The organism is Paraburkholderia sediminicola (genome assembly GCF_046026675.1).
GTDB lineage: Bacteria > Pseudomonadota > Gammaproteobacteria > Burkholderiales > Burkholderiaceae > Paraburkholderia > Paraburkholderia sediminicola_F.
Genome location: NZ_JAQQEY010000003.1, coordinates 251,084 through 266,495 on the forward strand (window position 1 = coordinate 251,084; position 15,412 = coordinate 266,495).

At 59.6% G+C, this 15,412-nt stretch carries 18 protein-coding genes; 16 read left to right on the forward strand and 2 right to left on the reverse strand.

Annotated features, from left to right (window positions below; genetic code table 11):
- Positions 1 to 2: 2 nt before the first annotated feature.
- From PQQ86_RS39240 to PQQ86_RS39295, 12 genes are all read left to right on the forward strand, one after another.
- Positions 3 to 3,146: an error-prone DNA polymerase gene (locus PQQ86_RS39240; RefSeq protein ID WP_408279635.1), complete on the forward strand. Its 3,144-nt coding sequence runs from the start codon at positions 3 to 5 to the stop codon at positions 3,144 to 3,146.
- 21 nt (positions 3,147 to 3,167) lie between these two features.
- A complete protein-coding gene (locus PQQ86_RS39245; protein ID WP_408279636.1) occupies positions 3,168 to 4,079 on the forward strand; it encodes a DUF72 domain-containing protein in 912 nt (303 codons plus the stop codon).
- A 377-nt stretch (positions 4,080 to 4,456) separates the two neighbouring features.
- Positions 4,457 to 4,699 carry a hypothetical protein gene (locus PQQ86_RS39250; RefSeq protein WP_408279637.1) on the forward strand — a complete coding sequence of 81 codons (243 nt, stop codon included), beginning with the start codon at positions 4,457 to 4,459 and terminating at the stop codon, positions 4,697 to 4,699.
- Positions 4,700 to 4,716: 17 nt separating this feature from the next.
- Positions 4,717 to 4,950, forward strand: coding sequence for a hypothetical protein (locus PQQ86_RS39255; protein ID WP_408279638.1), 234 nt, complete (start codon positions 4,717 to 4,719; stop codon positions 4,948 to 4,950).
- A 39-nt stretch (positions 4,951 to 4,989) separates the two neighbouring features.
- Positions 4,990 to 5,439 carry a hypothetical protein gene (locus tag PQQ86_RS39260; RefSeq protein WP_408279639.1) on the forward strand — a complete coding sequence of 150 codons (450 nt, stop codon included), beginning with the start codon at positions 4,990 to 4,992 and terminating at the stop codon, positions 5,437 to 5,439.
- Between the two features lie 19 nt (positions 5,440 to 5,458).
- Positions 5,459 to 5,650: a hypothetical protein gene (locus tag PQQ86_RS39265; protein ID WP_408279640.1), complete on the forward strand. Its 192-nt coding sequence runs from the start codon at positions 5,459 to 5,461 to the stop codon at positions 5,648 to 5,650.
- A gap of 208 nt (positions 5,651 to 5,858) precedes the next feature.
- The gene (locus PQQ86_RS39270; RefSeq protein WP_408279641.1) at positions 5,859 to 6,071 is read left to right on the forward strand and encodes a hypothetical protein; all 213 of its coding nucleotides are present in this window, start codon (positions 5,859 to 5,861) and stop codon (positions 6,069 to 6,071) included.
- A 28-nt stretch (positions 6,072 to 6,099) separates the two neighbouring features.
- Positions 6,100 to 6,714, forward strand: coding sequence for a hypothetical protein (locus PQQ86_RS39275; RefSeq protein ID WP_408279642.1), 615 nt, complete (start codon positions 6,100 to 6,102; stop codon positions 6,712 to 6,714).
- Between the two features lie 440 nt (positions 6,715 to 7,154).
- On the forward strand, positions 7,155 to 7,910 hold the full coding sequence (locus PQQ86_RS39280) for an Abi-alpha family protein (RefSeq protein ID WP_408279643.1): 756 nt from the start codon (positions 7,155 to 7,157) through the stop codon (positions 7,908 to 7,910).
- 35 nt (positions 7,911 to 7,945) lie between these two features.
- On the forward strand, positions 7,946 to 8,122 hold the full coding sequence (locus PQQ86_RS39285; protein WP_408279644.1) for a hypothetical protein: 177 nt from the start codon (positions 7,946 to 7,948) through the stop codon (positions 8,120 to 8,122).
- 38 nt (positions 8,123 to 8,160) lie between these two features.
- Positions 8,161 to 8,496 (forward strand): YbjQ family protein, encoded by a 336-nt coding sequence (locus PQQ86_RS39290; protein ID WP_408279645.1) that lies wholly within the window; start codon positions 8,161 to 8,163, stop codon positions 8,494 to 8,496.
- Positions 8,497 to 8,595: 99 nt separating this feature from the next.
- A complete protein-coding gene (locus tag PQQ86_RS39295; RefSeq protein ID WP_408279646.1) occupies positions 8,596 to 8,895 on the forward strand; it encodes a hypothetical protein in 300 nt (99 codons plus the stop codon).
- Positions 8,896 to 9,302: 407 nt separating this feature from the next.
- On the opposite strand, the gene PQQ86_RS39300 is transcribed toward PQQ86_RS39295, so the two are convergent.
- A complete protein-coding gene (locus PQQ86_RS39300) occupies positions 9,303 to 9,800 on the reverse strand; it encodes a RidA family protein (protein WP_408279647.1) in 498 nt (165 codons plus the stop codon).
- A 608-nt stretch (positions 9,801 to 10,408) separates the two neighbouring features.
- Here PQQ86_RS39300 and PQQ86_RS39305 point away from each other — a divergent pair.
- From PQQ86_RS39305 to PQQ86_RS39320, 4 genes are all read left to right on the forward strand, one after another.
- Positions 10,409 to 10,693, forward strand: coding sequence for an H-NS histone family protein (locus PQQ86_RS39305; protein ID WP_408279648.1), 285 nt, complete (start codon positions 10,409 to 10,411; stop codon positions 10,691 to 10,693).
- Complete coding sequence (locus tag PQQ86_RS39310; RefSeq protein ID WP_408279741.1) at positions 10,690 to 11,208, forward strand: nucleoside 2-deoxyribosyltransferase; 519 nt, start codon at positions 10,690 to 10,692, stop codon at positions 11,206 to 11,208. Before PQQ86_RS39305 ends, PQQ86_RS39310 begins: the two co-directional genes overlap by 4 nt.
- A gap of 106 nt (positions 11,209 to 11,314) precedes the next feature.
- On the forward strand, positions 11,315 to 12,238 hold the full coding sequence (locus tag PQQ86_RS39315; protein ID WP_408279649.1) for a tyrosine-type recombinase/integrase: 924 nt from the start codon (positions 11,315 to 11,317) through the stop codon (positions 12,236 to 12,238).
- 73 nt (positions 12,239 to 12,311) lie between these two features.
- Positions 12,312 to 12,779, forward strand: coding sequence for a hypothetical protein (locus PQQ86_RS39320; protein WP_408279650.1), 468 nt, complete (start codon positions 12,312 to 12,314; stop codon positions 12,777 to 12,779).
- A 912-nt stretch (positions 12,780 to 13,691) separates the two neighbouring features.
- On the opposite strand, the gene PQQ86_RS39325 is transcribed toward PQQ86_RS39320, so the two are convergent.
- Positions 13,692 to 15,311, reverse strand: coding sequence for an IclR family transcriptional regulator (locus PQQ86_RS39325; RefSeq protein ID WP_408279651.1), 1,620 nt, complete (start codon positions 15,309 to 15,311; stop codon positions 13,692 to 13,694).
- Positions 15,312 to 15,412: the final 101 nt, after the last annotated feature.

Consider the following 15,412-nt stretch of genomic DNA (forward strand, 5'->3'; position numbering starts at 1 on the left):
CCATGGATACCTCGTTGTTCGGCCTGCCTGGCTATGCCGAGTTGCAGTGCTCCTCCAACTTCTCGTTTCTGCACGGCGCTTCGCATGCGGAAGAACTGTCGGTGCGCGCGGCGCAACTCGGATACGAAGCGATTGCGGTCACCGACGAATGTTCGCTCGCCGGTATCGTGCGTGCGCATGTCGCCGCGAAAGAGGCCGGCATCAAACTGCTGGTTGGCGCTCGGTTTTGCTTGACCAATGCCGACGGGTCGCCTGCGATCAATCTGATTGTCATTGCGCAGAACCGGGAGGGTTACGGCAACCTGTCCGAACTGATTACGCTCGCACGGACGCGCACCGCGAAGGGATCATATCTGCTGACACCGCGTGATCTCGATCACGGTGAACCACCCTACCCTCACCTTCGCGGCCTGTCCGACTGTCTCGTGATAGTAGTCCCGGATTTTCCGGCGACTGCGGCGAGGCTCGAGGCTCAGGTGGAGTGGGCATCGGTGACTTTTCCTGGGCGCACGTGGGTCGCGCTGACGCTCCTCGCGCGCGCAATGGATGATATTCACCGCGACGTCGTAGAAACTGTCGCCGGACATCATGAGGTGCCCGTGGTCGCGACCGGCAACGTTCTGATGCACGTCCGCTCGCGCAAGCCTTTGCAGGACACACTCACGGCGATTCGCGTTGGACGACCGGTCGCCGAGTGTGGATTTGATCTCGCGCCGAACGCGGAACAGCATCTTCGCTCGCGGTTGCGGCTGGCGAATCTTTATCCACGCCATGCACTCGCAGAAACGCTGAACGTTGCGGGTCGATGTTCCTTTGTGCTCGATGAACTGCGATACGAATACCCGGACGAGCTGGTGCCGGACGGAACGACGCCAACCGCTTATCTGCGGCAGGAAACGTATGTCGGTGCGCACCGGCGCTTCCCCGCAGGCGTCCCGCACAGCGTGCAGGAACAGATCGAGCATGAGCTCGCACTGATCGCCGACCTGAAGTACGAACCGTACTTCCTCACCGTCTTCGACATCGTCCGTTTCGCCCGCAACGCGGGGATTCTTTGCCAGGGGCGTGGCTCGGCCGCCAACTCCGCAGTCTGCTATTGCCTTGGGGTAACCGAAGTCGATCCCGCGCGCAGCAGCATGCTGTTTGAGCGATTCATCAGCAAAGAGCGCGGCGAGCCGCCGGACATAGACGTCGACTTCGAACATCAGCGACGTGAGGAGGTCATCCAGTACATCTACGCGAAGTACACGCGCACGCGCGCGGCGATCGCAGCTGCCGTCACGACCTACCGGCCGCGCAGCGCGATCCGCGAATCGGGCAAGGCGCTAGGTGTCGACCCCTATATCGTCGACCGTGTAGCAAAAGCGCATCACTGGTTCGATTCGAGTCAGGACCTGCTCAAGCGTTTTGCCGAAAGCGGCTTGGACCCGGAAACGTCGATGGTTCAGCAATGGGCGACGCTCGCCATGCAGTTGCTCGGCTTTCCGAGGCACCTGTCGCAGCACAGCGGAGGCTTCGTGATCGCGCGAGGCAAGCTGTCGCGCCTCGTGCCGATTGAGAATGCGTCGATGCCGGATCGAAGCGTGATCCAGTGGGACAAGGACGATCTCGAAGCGCTTGGGCTGCTGAAGATCGATATTCTCGCGCTCGGTATGCTATCCGCGATCCGCCGAACGTTGGATCTTGTCGCGCAGCAACGAGGCGAACCCTTCGAGTTGCAGGACATACCGCCGGAAGATCCGGCGACATATGAAATGATTTGCCGTGCTGACACGGTCGGCGTATTCCAGATCGAATCGCGTGCTCAGATGAGCATGCTGCCGCGACTGCGGCCGCGTGTCTTCTACGACCTCGTGATCGAGGTCGCGATCGTGCGGCCGGGCCCGGTGCAGGGTGGCATGGTGCATCCTTATTTGCGTCGGCGGCAGGGGCTCGAACCCGTCTCGTTTCCGAGCCCGGACGTGGAGAAGGCGCTCGCCCGTACCCTCGGCGTGCCGATTTTCCAGGAGCAGGTCATGCAGGTCGCCATGCTCGCTGCCGGCTTTTCCGCTGGCGAAGCCGACCAGTTGCGCCGCGCGATGGCCGCCTGGAAGCGCAAGGGCGGTCTGCAGCACTACTACGACCGGATCGTGAACGGCATGCTCGAGCGCGGCTACGATCGGGAGTTCGCGGAGTCGATCTTTGCGCAGATTCAAGGCTTCGGTGAGTACGGGTTTCCAGAGAGTCATGCCGCGAGTTTCGCGCTGCTCGTATACGCGAGTTCGTGGCTCAAACGGCATGAGCCAGCAGCTTTCCTGTGTGCGATGCTCAACAGCCAGCCGATGGGCTTCTATCCGCCATCGCAACTGGTGCAGGATGCAAAGCGGCATAAGGTCCGCGTGCTTCCCGTCGACGTTACGGTGAGCAACTGGGACTCATCGCTCGAGGGCAATGAGTCAATGGCACCGGTGCGTCTCGGACTTTCGCTTGTACGTGGAATGCGGGCTGAGGCTGCCGCGCGCATTGAAGTCGCACGAGCTGTCCGCGCTTTTGACACGGTTACCGATCTGGCAAATCGCGCGCAACTCGACCGGCACGATCTGCAGGTGCTCGCCGACGCAAACGCACTAGCGGGGCTTGCGGGCAATCGCCGGCAGGCATTGTGGAGTGCTGTGGCCGCCGTGCCGGATCGCGACCTTCTGCGCGGTACCGCGCGCGAGGAAGAGGCGGCGGAACTCACGACGCCCACCGAAGGTGAAGATATCATCGGTGATTACCGGTCCACTGGTCTGACGCTCAACCGCCATCCCCTCGCCCTCCTGCGACCGCGGCTGTTGGAAAATCGTCTGGTGCCGGCCGACGCGCTGATGCGATATCGTAATGGGCAGCTCGCGCGTGCTTGCGGCATCGTCACCGTGCGGCAGCGACCCGGTACCGCGAACGGGGTGATGTTCATGACGCTCGAGGACGAGACCGGCTCGGTGAATGTCATCGTGTGGGAGTCGGTGCTTGAGAAATTCCGCCGCGAGGCTCTCGGTGCGTCGCTGCTCGCCGTGTATGGCGTGTGGCAACGCCAGGGCGAGGTCAGACACCTGGTCGCTCACCGGTTGGTTGATGTATCTGACCTGTTGGGCGAACTTCACACCGTAAGCCGCAACTTCTGCTGAAGCCGCTAGAGGAGACCTGGCATGAACATACGTGTAGGCACCGCCAGCTGGACCGATCCGACGCTGATCAAAAGCAAGCGCTTCTATCCGCCTGGATGCACAAGCGCCGAGGCGCGCTTGCGCTTTTACGCGAGCCAGTTTCCGATAGTCGAGGTCGACTCAAGCTATTACGCGATGCCCAGCGGTTCAAACTCCGTTCTGTGGGTCGAGCGCACGCCCGCAGACTTCGTGTTCAATATCAAAGCTTTTCGTCTTTTCACGGGCCACCAGACGGCCCGCGACATGTTCCCGAAGGACATGCAGCCCGCACTGCCCCAGAACGGCAAGAAGAACCTGTATTACAAGGACGTGCCCGACGACATTCGGGCCGAACTGTGGCGCCGCTATCTGGAAGCGATCCAGCCGCTACGTGCAGCGGGGAAGCTTGGCGCGGTGCATTTCCAGTTCGCCCCGTGGGTGACGAGCGCGCCGAAGGACATGGAGCACGTCGCGCACTGCGCTGATGTCATGGCCGGCTACACGATGGCCGTCGAGTTCCGCAATAAATCCTGGTTCGACGAAAAACACACGGCGTCCACCCTCGCCTTTGAACGCGAGCGCGGTCTGGTGAACGTGATCGTCGACGAGCCGCAAGGCTCTGGCAACAGCATCCCGTCCGTGTGGGAAGTCACGAACGATCAACTGGCGCTCGTGCGACTGCATGGCCGCAATCACGAGACCTGGAACATCAAGGACGCCAGCGCTGCGAGCGATCGTTTCAATTACGACTACAGCGACGAGGAGCTTGCGGAACTCGCCGATCAGATCAACAGGATATCCGCGCTTGCGGCGCGCACGCACGTGGTGCTGAACAACAATTTCGAGGACCAGGGACAACGCAACGCAAAAACCTTGGCGGGATTGCTCGGAGACTCCGCAGTCGCGCCCATGTAGAAGAATGAGCGGGCAAGCGTCGGCTGTGCCACGGGATCCGCTCGGCCCTGCAGAGCTATGCTCCTCAGGTTGCGCGTCAGCGCTCCAAAGAAGCGGCGCGACGCGCGGCGCGTTTTCCGAGGAACGCCCGAACCATGGCCCGTTGCGACCCGTTTCAACCTCGTAAGCGACAAACCGTCTCGTAACAGGCAGCAAAACGCACTCATTCCGATCTCGAAAAGACGCTACTGGAGGTGCCGCGTGTGGGCCAAGCTGTTGTGTGGCCTCAAGAATTAGCCGGGACTGTCGTTATCACTGTGATACTTCGTCGGTGGATTTTCGCAACGATCTTCCGCATCATCATGATACCCATAGCTCGCGATAGATTGAGGTAGTCAGTGACGCCAGCACAGTTCAAGGAAATCCAGGCAGACTTGGGATGGACCCACGCCCAAACAGCCGCCGCGCTGGGCTTGTCGGACGTCAGCGTGAAGCGCATCGCGACCGGCGCTCAGGTCATCACGGACCAGACGGCGCGGATGTTTGTCGGCCTTCTTCTGCTCCAAAGAGAAGGATTGGCAAAGAAGTATTCGAAGCTCCTAGGCAGCTATCATGGTGATCCTACAATGGAAGCTCATTAAGGATTCGGAAAAGCCCTATGACACTGATCGAAGTAGCGCGCCGCTGGCGAGAGGAAAACGGGTATGTCGGGCGAGGTGGCGTGATCGTGCTGTTTGATGGCAAGGTGCAAAGCTGGGTCAACGAGCTGCGCAATCCGGAGCACTGGCAACCCGGCTGTGTAGCGGTCGACGAGCAAGGGCGCACCTGGACGACCATCGCCGGCAACGAGAGCGATGGAGCGCTGATGTGGCTGCCCAATGACCCCATCTAGGAAAAGTCGCAACACTTAAAGGATTGGCAGATACGTACCTTGATCTTCGTTCTAGTTGCTATCGCCATTCTCAGCGTCTTGAGATGGTATGTTCGCTTGGGAAGGACGATCAAGGCTGCGAACAATGCTGTGGTTGCAAAGCTAACCTTCGGCCAGCTGGACAATGCCACACAGTCCAAGGTTGTCGGTCGCGCTCTAGCAATCTGTCAGGACTTACGCGGAGGCCTCACGAGGCTTAACCTGAGCGAAGTACAGGAGCTTTTGCTGATGTCGCTCGCTATGCGTGAACTTGGAATACCGCCAGCCTATGAGCGCATGAAGTCGTGGCACGTCATTCGAAATCCTATTCTGGCGATCGTGCCGCACAGCCGGGTTCTGCGCATGGTGTCTAGTGCCGTTGGTGAGTCTGAGGGCATCGACCTGACGATCGATGATCGAGATCCGATGATCGCTGAATTGGTTTCGCGGTTGAACAAACGGACCGACTAGGAAAAGGGTTGCGACCACCTTGAACATCATTCGTGCCGTTGAAGTCGTCGGCCTCATTGCGGTGAGCGCATGTGGCATCAGCCTACGCAAATGGCGTCTGACGGTCTTGCCCCTCACGTGCGCTGCTTTGCTGAGCGCGGTGATGGCCGGTGGCTACCAGGAAAAGCGGCCCCAGTCGCGTACCAAGGAAAACGATGGCAAAGACAAGTGAAAATGCATTCGTGGTGTTGACCGCCAACTCCATTAACGAAATTGTCCGCCGCGGAGGCGTTGCATACTGGGTCGCCAACGCCGGGCGAGTGAGTGGATGCAAATATGTAATCGCCACACGCAATCGCAACGATCACCAAGATCCGCCCGAGGGGAACGAGGAGCACGGGGCAGCGTTCTTCGTCGGGGAAATCGGCGGAGGCATCTACATGCTCCAGGAGCCTGGTTACGAAAAGCGCATCGTCGTCGGCGTGACGCGCTTCGCTAGAGTGAACAAGCCGGGCGTGTGGACGCCGCGTGGCAGTAATCCGGTGCGTTACGCGTCGACGAGCGACCTGCCGATCGACTTCCGTAGCCTCAAGTGGGAGCCTTGGCCGCGGGCTCGTGCCGCGCGTGGTCTCGCCAAGGTCGTAGAACTGTGAGGGACGATTTTATTTCAAAGGAAAAACCATGGATTTGACTAATATCCCTGATCAAAAGTACCCGAAGCAAGAACACTTTATCGAAGAAAGCTTGGGGTTGGAGTTCCAACCTTGGGATTCGTTGACCGATCTCCGAGTCGATGAGATCGGTCGCATTCTGCTGGGACTGGCACATAGCTCCAACAACTCGATACTCAACACGGGCTATCGGGAATGGGAACGTGTGCTGACCTACCGGCTGGAATCGGGTTCGACCTATGACGCTGTGCATTTCCGTACGCACGGCGACTTTGGCCACAAGCATGGCGGTACGTCTCTCCTGCATCGTTACGCCAAGGTCGTGCGTTTTCACGGCAGTAACGATCTGCGGGTGCGTTTCATGATGGAACGCAGCTTCATCAGTCATTCGGATCACAAGCCGTATCTGGTCGGCATGTACGATCGTGACTACCCCGGAATAGCGACATATCTGCACACTCGCGACAAGACGGTCGCGTATGACATTGCGAGTCATATTCTCTCGGGCACGTTCCTCTTCACGGATGAAGAAGCGACTCATCCAGATGAACCGCCGATGACACAAGACCAGCGTTACCAATCGCTGACCTCTGTGGGTCCGGCGAAACTGGCCGCCACGGATTAACAGAAACAATCGTACCGGACACTAAGAGCCGCTACTGGCTAGGAAAAGCCGACGAGTAACTAAGGGGCAATCATGGACCGGAACAGGCAGGTAGGAGCATGGGTTATCGCGGGCGCTTTCGTGTTCGGCATAGCTGCGTTCTTTTTTTCCGCCGGCTGGTCCGGTGATCTGGGTTTCTGGACCCGGTTCATGGAGGTGCTATACATCCCCACGTTCCCCTGCGACTACGAGCCAGGCAGTACGTGGTGTAGAGCGTACTACCCAGTGATGGAATTTCGCTATGGTCTCCCAACAAAGTACGTGATCCTCGCTTGCATCGCCGCAGGCGTTTGGGGCGGTCTTCTGCTGCGCGGCGTCACACGTCTTCCTTCTCGCGATGGCAGGTAACAGGGAAAGGCGGTTACGGCCGCGCAGCATGGAAAACAGCGACAGGAACACACATGGATGAACTCGACTTTATTAAGGCGATCCCGCCAGAGGTCGCTAAGGCAGCCTATGACGACACCGTATCGGGCGCTTTGAAGGAAACGGGAAAGATAGGCCAGGACCTAGTGAAGACGCTTCGCTTAGTGCTCTTCCCGCTGCAATACACTGCGGCCCTTCAAGACAGGCTGTCGAAACATCTCCGCAAATCTATTGATCGCGTACCAGAAGATCGGCGAATCGCCCCGATTGAGTCGCTGGCGTTGCCGATTGCGGAGCAGCTTAGATTCCACGACGAGGAAAGCATCGTCGGAGATATGTTCGTTAGCCTTCTGGCTCGTGCGATGGATCGAGAGCGAGTCGGCGAGGCTCATCCTGCATTCGTACAAATCGTTAGCCAGCTCGCGCCAGACGAAGCCGTGTTGATCCAGCAAATCGCCGCTGCTCAAACATCGGCCTACATGCGACCGCCACAGAAGGCCGTAGCCGTCCTGCTCAAAGACGAGAGGGCAGCGTTAATTAACACTTCGGGCCTGTCGGATAATCAAAAGCAACACCTTGAAGCCGTTGCTGTTCGCCCCGAAGAACTTGCGCAACCCGACTTGGTGTACACCTACATTGAGCATTTGGTGTCTTTGGGCATCGCTTCGTACACCAACGAGCCGTGGAATAACGAGTTCAAAGGCGCGAAGGGAGCCGGCTTCGACTTTTGGTTCATCGAACTCAACGGCTTAGGCGCGTTGTTCCATCGAGCGTGTTTGTCGGACAGCTAGGAAAAGCCGGTGGGTCCGGCGCAAAGGAGAGACACGTGATCATCAGGATTGAAGTTTCGGATGCGGAACTCGAAGAAATGGACTGCGCCTCGCTCGAAGAATTTGAGGAACAGATCCGCGACCAACTCGATAACGGCGTCGTGACCAGCGACGGTGGCGCTGGCTCCGACTGGATGCCAGAGTACGAGCTCGAAGTCGTCAAGGTTGACTGACATGCGAACGGAAAGACACGCCCGACGAGGAGAAAGCGGTGATTGAACGGCACCTGGTTTCTACTACACTGGAAATCCCGTCGTACCGGATAGAAGGCTCATTTGGCATCGTCCGGGGAATCGTCGTTCGGTCGCGATCCGTTGTGGGGGCCGTTGGCGCGTCTCTTCAGACTATATTCGGCGGCAATATCACGCTGTACACGTCGCTGTGCGAGCGGGCGAGGCGGGACGCTTACGAACGCATGGTAGCGGAGGCCGAGGTTCTAGGCGCAAACGCGATCGTCGGCATGCGCTACGATGCAACGGAAATCGCAAGGGGCATATCCGAGGTTCTATGCTACGGCACAGCGGTGCACGCTAGTCGAAGCCCCTAGATCTCCGCCGTCGAGCAGGTGCAAAGGGGCGACCAGGTGGCGGTCCGGACGTATGCTTAGGCAGAAGTGGAGCCGGTGCGTTGATGTAGGGAGGAAAATATGACGCAAGCAACCTATCACACGTTCGTGGCGCAGTTAGGCATGTTCCTCCGAGACCTCCCGAGGGGCACGACTGCCGAGCTAACCGATTTCGCGGTCGCCTATTGGGATGGCCGCCACGTCGTCGGCTTGTATTTGCGGGAGGACGGCGGCGACCGGCTCGACGAGGACTTCGAACTCGACGAAAACGCGTGGGAAAACTGGAGCGTCGAACTGACGGCGTGGCTTGCCGCTCCCAGGTTTTCAGAGCGGGTCGAACTGAAGGAGTGGCTCAAAGAGGCGCCGCCTTTCGAGTCGTAACAACTCGGTTGGTCGCAGTCCACCGGCGAGCAAGGCGGTCTGAGGACGTGGGCGATCATCGGGGGATGTCTTTCGCCAGGGACCGCCCTATACCCGTCGCCGCCGGGAATCGTTCCGCGGCGCCCCGGAGCGCCACATCGACAAGCATAGGCCGTGCGCATCTCCGCTGATGCCGGGTGCCACACAAAGTGAAATCTGTGCCAGGTAAGTGAAAAACTACTTACACAGTTCGTGAAAAAATCCGGGCGGCCGACACCTCCTGCGAGGACTCGGCCGGCTGCGCGACCGTCGCTGAACGACCCTTCTGAGTCACCCAGATGCTGTCCCTGACTGTCTGTTCTTGGATCGACCCGAGACGATGGTTCCTACACGTGCTTATGAGACCGGCTCTCGGCGGCAATCCTGGATTACAGGCGCAGTCCGTCAATCTCAACTTCCGCTTCGCATTCGACGGGCACGTTTAGAGGGAGCGCGACGCCGACGGCTGACCGAGCATGCATACCGATATCCGGCCCGAACAGTTCAAGGATCAAATCCGAGAAGCCATTTGCGATCCGTGGCATCTGGTCGAAACCGGGCGCTGTGTTGATCATTGCAAAGACGCGTACCCAGGCCGTAATGCGATCCAGATCCCCGAGCGCCTTCTGAAGACTCGCCAACTGTGCAAGCGCCACAAGGCGTGCTGCTGCGTAGCCTTCGTCTGAAGAAACTTCGGCTCCGACCTTACCGACCGGTTGCGCAATCGTCCCATCGAGGTTGAGCGGCACGTGTCCTGAGACAAAAGCCCGTGTGCCGCTCACGCGCACCCATGCAAATGGTAATGACATATTTACGTTTGCAGGCATCTGTAGCGTCTGCGGCAACGTCAGTCCCATCTCCACCAGCTTTGCTTCGATTCTTGCCATGGCCGTCACCTCGGGAGCCTGCGAAGAACGTTAGATGCTGGCGGTCGGCTTTTCAAGTCGTGCTGCGCCGATCGCGAAAACCGGGGGGGCGATCCCGACAATAAGGCGGCCCCGAGGAACAGGCTGCGGGCAATCTCGCTGGTGCAAAGAACGCATCAGTGGAGTTCCGAACCGATCGTCACGGTCCGAAGCTGCTATGCGAGCGGTCGTCCGAGCACAATGAACCACCGGCCGTAGTTGGCCGATTTTTGCCTGTCGCTGACCGGCGACAAGGGATCAGTCGCGGCCGTCTGACAGCGAATCCATCTGCGACAACGAGGCCTTGTGGATTTCGCTCGCGTGCGTTGGGTTCTTTTATTTAAGGCGGCAGAGCTCGAGGGATATTTCACGTTCCGTGGCATGTGCTGATCCGCCGGTGCCATTCTTCTCGAAAAAACGTCTTAAATTCAAGGGTGGACTTTTCAGGAATGGTGGCGCCCGACAACTAGCCAACCGTCCAATACGCGCGCCGCTGTTGCAGAGAGATCTTCCGCTAACGACGGTACCGGCTTGACATGATGCAAAGCCAGGTAAAATCCGGCCACTACCCACGAACGGAGATTCGCACGATGGTCCGATACAAGGAATTGCTGGCGCAGAAACACATGCTGGAAAAGCAGATCGAGGAGGCCCGACGAGCTGAGGCAGCGGCCGCTCTGGAGGACGTGCGCAAGACGGTCGCTGACTTCGGCTTCACCCCGGAGGACATCTTCGGCAAACGACGCAAAGGCAGCGGCCAGGCTATTGCAGCAAAGTACCGGAATCCGGAAACGGGCGACACCTGGAGCGGCCGCGGCCGCGCACCGCTGTGGTTGAAGGGCAAGGACCTCGAACTCTTCCGCATCAAAGAGTGACGGCGGGTACGAATGCGGCGGACCGCAAGCGGATCTACCTTGCGGGCTTCGATGTTTTCAGGGTTGACGCAGCTGAATACGGTCGCTCGTTGCAACGCCTGTGCGCCAGCTTTGGCTTCGAGGGCATTTTTCCGCTAGACTCGGTCGCGCCGGTTGGATTGTCGCCCGTGGCGAAAGCGAGGTGGATATATCGCGCGAATCTTGCGGCAATCCGGCGTGCGGATGTAGTGATGGCAAACGTCGCCGACTTTCGCGGCACCGGCGAACCGGACTGCGGCACCGCTTTTGAGACTGGCTTCGCAGCGGCGCTTGGGAAAGACATCTGGGGCTATCGCGACCATCTGACTCCCTTGCTCCCTTGCTCCATCGCGTGCCGTCAATCGGGACAGCTGCGGGTTCGGTGTGCGGGCGCGGCTCTCTCGTTGAGGATTTCGAGCTTCCGGTCAATCTCATGGTGTCGTGTGCCGTGCGGATCGTGCAAGGCGGACCAAGAGAATGCCTGCAGGCGATGGTGAGCGTTTACGGGAGCGGGAGTACCCCTTCTCCCTATAGACAGGATGGCGAATCGCAGATTCGCCTGGTTGGGGGGGACGCCAATCCAGTATATAAGGTACAAGGCTTATGGATATCCCGATCTGGTGGAATACCGACCCGCACGCTGCGTATCTCGCCTGGCAGGCGACCGAAGCCGCAGGGGCGGACCGCCGTCCCTTCTCCGGGCGCTCGATCGTCCAGCACAAGGCGATGTTCGACCGCTTTGTGCGGCACCTTTCCCTCCGGAACACGACGCTGGCCACGTTCGGCGCAGAGCACCTCGAGTCGTTCTTCAGCGACGTCGACAATCGCTGCGCACCCGGCACCACCACGCGCCTGCGCTACACCAAACTCATCGACAGGCTGTGCCGGCATCTTGCCGTCGTCGGCGTACGCGAGAGCAACCCGGCGGCGATTTTCCTGGCGGCCGCTGCGTGGCCGGATGACGAACCGCAACCGCTCTTTCTCGATCCCGCCGCAGACGCGGCGCTCCAGTCGTATGTCCAGGCCGATGCGAGCGATGACGCTCGCATGACCCGGAACCGGGCCGTTGTCGCCCTTCTGCTCGGTGTGGGTATCACCGCCGCGGAACTGCGGGCTACTCGCGCAAGTCACATAACCCTCGACGGCGTGCGGCCGCATCTGTGTGTTCCAAAGCGCGGTCCCCGCCTCGATCGCATCGTAGCGCTCCCCGATTTCAGCACGCCGGCGCTGCTTGCCTGGCAGCGATATCACCCAGCTCCGGACGAAACGCTGCTCTTTCCAGCACCGCGCACCACCGACAGACCAATCAACGATGTTCTTCTGGGCGGCATCGTGCGCGACGCGCTCGACGCGATCGGTTTCACTGCGCCTGACATGAGTCCGCGCGTGCTGCGCAATACCTTTGCGCGCCGCCTACTCCTAGCCGGGCGTACCAACGAAGAAGTGAGCCGGTTTCTCGGGCTGACCAGTCAGCGCACGGTCACGCGTCTGCGAGCAACCATTGAGGTAAGTGCGTTAGCAACTTGACTTCCAGATGCGATCCGTAGGGTGGTTCTGCCCGTTCGACCGAACCGGTAGAACCATTCTCGTGGAGTTTCGCATGCCTTATCAAACGCCGTTTCTGGAACTCGTCTATCCGGACGAATCTGGCCGGCCAAGCGCGATTCAGTATCGAATCGCCTTTGCCGACACACCGGACCGCCTTGCCATAGTCCATATTCGCAATACCATCCAGGCCGACCAGAGTCCCGCAAGCTCGTCAATCGTTCGTGACCAGATCCTCAACCGGATACTGGACGATGACCTCAAGGGCGTCCCCGTCAATTTTGTCCGGCTGGTTGTCGAAAGCAATGGCGCAAGCGGCATATTTGCAATCGAAGTTGATATCGACGACTACATCGCGCGCGGCAATCCCTTCACCTCTTCGCATGTGGCCACTGCGGGTGGCACGCTGCGGGAGAGCATCTCGATTCAGTCGCAAGCCGTGATCGCGGGTAGCGCGCTCGTCAGCACGGCTCATGCAGCGCCCGAGCCGGTATCGCCCGATATCGCTGACGCGCTTAAATAAATCAGGCTCTACCGGCGGCTCCGTGCAGCCGCCGGTGCCGTATTCGAAAGGAGATGGATCGTCGCGAACACTGGTAGCTGCAGACACATGTGTTACCGATATCCAATAGGACTGGTCGCTCCTCGAATCACAGTCCCGTTCCATGAACATTCAACACATGCGCTTCGGCCGAACGGTCGACGGGAAGCCAGCACGGATGACCGTACTATTCAGTTACTTGCCGATGGCCCCAAAATAGCATGACCGGCCGCAATGGGTCGCGTGCTGCCGATCGCGGCGACATGAGATGCGAGCAGTCCATGCCAATCGCATGAGGCAGTACCCGGCCATGAACGGCCGGTCGACCGCATACTGAGGCGGACGTTAGAACGGCCGCTTCACTCCGATACTGTTGAAAAAGTCGGTGACGGTCGTTCTAACCCGGTTTTCATGGGTCGCTTTACCCTTAACCGATGCTCGCGAGCGGTTTGTGGGGCGATCTGAGAGGTCGAATTTTTCGCTCGTGGTGTTCGGGCGACGCGCTACGACTTTTTCAACAGTATCCTCCGTTAAGGGACGTTCAGCCCACGATCTTGTTCGTCGTGTTATCGGCCGGAGCCGTCATTCGATTATCGGCGTTGGTCAGGCGGCTACGGGTCGCTTTCCTGACATTCGCAGGTCGGCGGTCGCGAGTGACCGGTCGCACCGCAAGCGGATGCGTACTTGCGACCCAATTGAGCCGATGGGCAAGCATCCATGACGGTCTGCTCGGAAGTCGGTACCGGCCACTCACGAATGCAATTCGCGCGAAATCTGCGATCGAACTTCACTCGACAAACAGAAGTGGTGTTCGCGGCAAGCGGTCATCCGGTGCAAAACGGCCCGAGGCGCGGTGGCGCTCCCTTCGGCATAAACAGACGCCCGCCGCATGCCCTACCGCAGGCCAGCCGCGATCTCGACGTTTGAGACCATCGTCACGAGTCGTGGCGCGATATCGTCGATCAGCCGGCGTCCCTGCGCGGATTGTGCCGGCACCGCGCAATTGAACACCAGCGTCTCGGCGTCGACCGGCGCACACAACGGCGCAGCGACGCCGTAGGCGTTCTTCTGCATATCACCATAGGAGAAGCAAACGCCGGTTTCATGGTAATCGTGAAGCGCCTGCTGCACCTGCGCGCCGTACTGTTGCCACTGGTCGGGCACGGCTATGCGTAGCCGGTTCAGCGCCACGTCGCGTTCCTGCGGCGCCACAGCCGCGAGCCATGCCCGTCCCATCGCCATCCGCAGAATCGGACGCACCGCACCGACGTCGGGCCGCGCATGGATTCGCTTATCACGCGGACAACACTCGATGTAGACCATGTTCGACTGGTCCCGCATGCCAAGCGAAACGGACCCGCGCACCTGGAGTGCAAGCTCGCGCATGAACGGCCGCGCGATCTGGCGAATGCGCATGCTGGCGAGCAGCGGATAACCCATCGAAAGCACGCCGCCACCGAGCCGATAGTTGCGCGCCACTTCGTCATGACGCAGGTAGCCAAGTTCGGTCAGAGTATAAGCAAGCCGGGACACTGTTGCTTTCGACAAACCCGTACGCGCGACAAAATCCTTGTTGCCGAGCGCAGTTTCACCGGGTAGAAAACAGCGCAGGATTTCCAGACCGCGCGCGAGTGTAAACGCAAATTGTCGATCGTCGTCGTCGGGAAATGAGATCATGGACGCCTGCTCAGCCGACGGATTGAATGAGGTTCGTGCTTCGTCACCGACCGCGTGCTGCGACGCAAGCTGCCGGTCGAGTGCGTCCACCATCGCCGCAAGGCGCGGAGCGATCTCGTCGACGAGTGTCCTGCTGGTCAGTTGCAGGTGCGGCACGCCGCAATTGAAAACAAAAGTTTCAGAATTGATCGGTTCGCGCATCGGTACAGCGACCGCATGTATTTCACGCTCGATATCGCCTTCGCTGAGAGCAAAGCCACACTCATTAAATGTACGCAGGCCACCCTCCAGGCCGGCGTGGTAAGCGTCCCATTGCGCTGGATCCCGGACGTGAACCTGTTCGAGCACTGCAGCGCGTTGCTCGGGCTCGGCGTGGCCCAGCCAGGCCCGGCCCATCGCGGAAGCGAGAATGGGCAGCGAAGCACCGGTATCCGGACGAAACGCCGGCGAATCGTGGCCGCGCGAAGTCTCGACATACACCATATGCGAGCGGTCACGAATGCCGAGCGAAACCGAACCGCGCGCCGCATCGGCAAGCTCCTTCATCAGTGGTCGCGCCAGTTCGCGGATACGCAGACCCAGCAGAAAAGGATAACCCACCGACACGACCGCAGAGCCCAGCCGATATTTGCGCACGGTGTTGTCATAGCGCAGAAAGCCGAGCATGGCGAGCGTGTACGTCAGCCGCGACACCGTAGCCTTCGAGAGACCAGTGCGCTCGGCGAAGTCTTTGTTGCTGAGAATCGCATCGCCCACCTTGAAGCTATTCAACAACGCGAGGCCATGAGCGAGGGTCGTGGCGAACTGAGGATTACGGACTGGACTCGGAGCCATCATTTCGCACGGAAAATGCGCGCGAAGCGCGCTTGCACCCATTGCAACACATTCGCCGTCCGGCCTCCATGAGTGTTTAACATAGCGAAACCCTAGTATCGGCA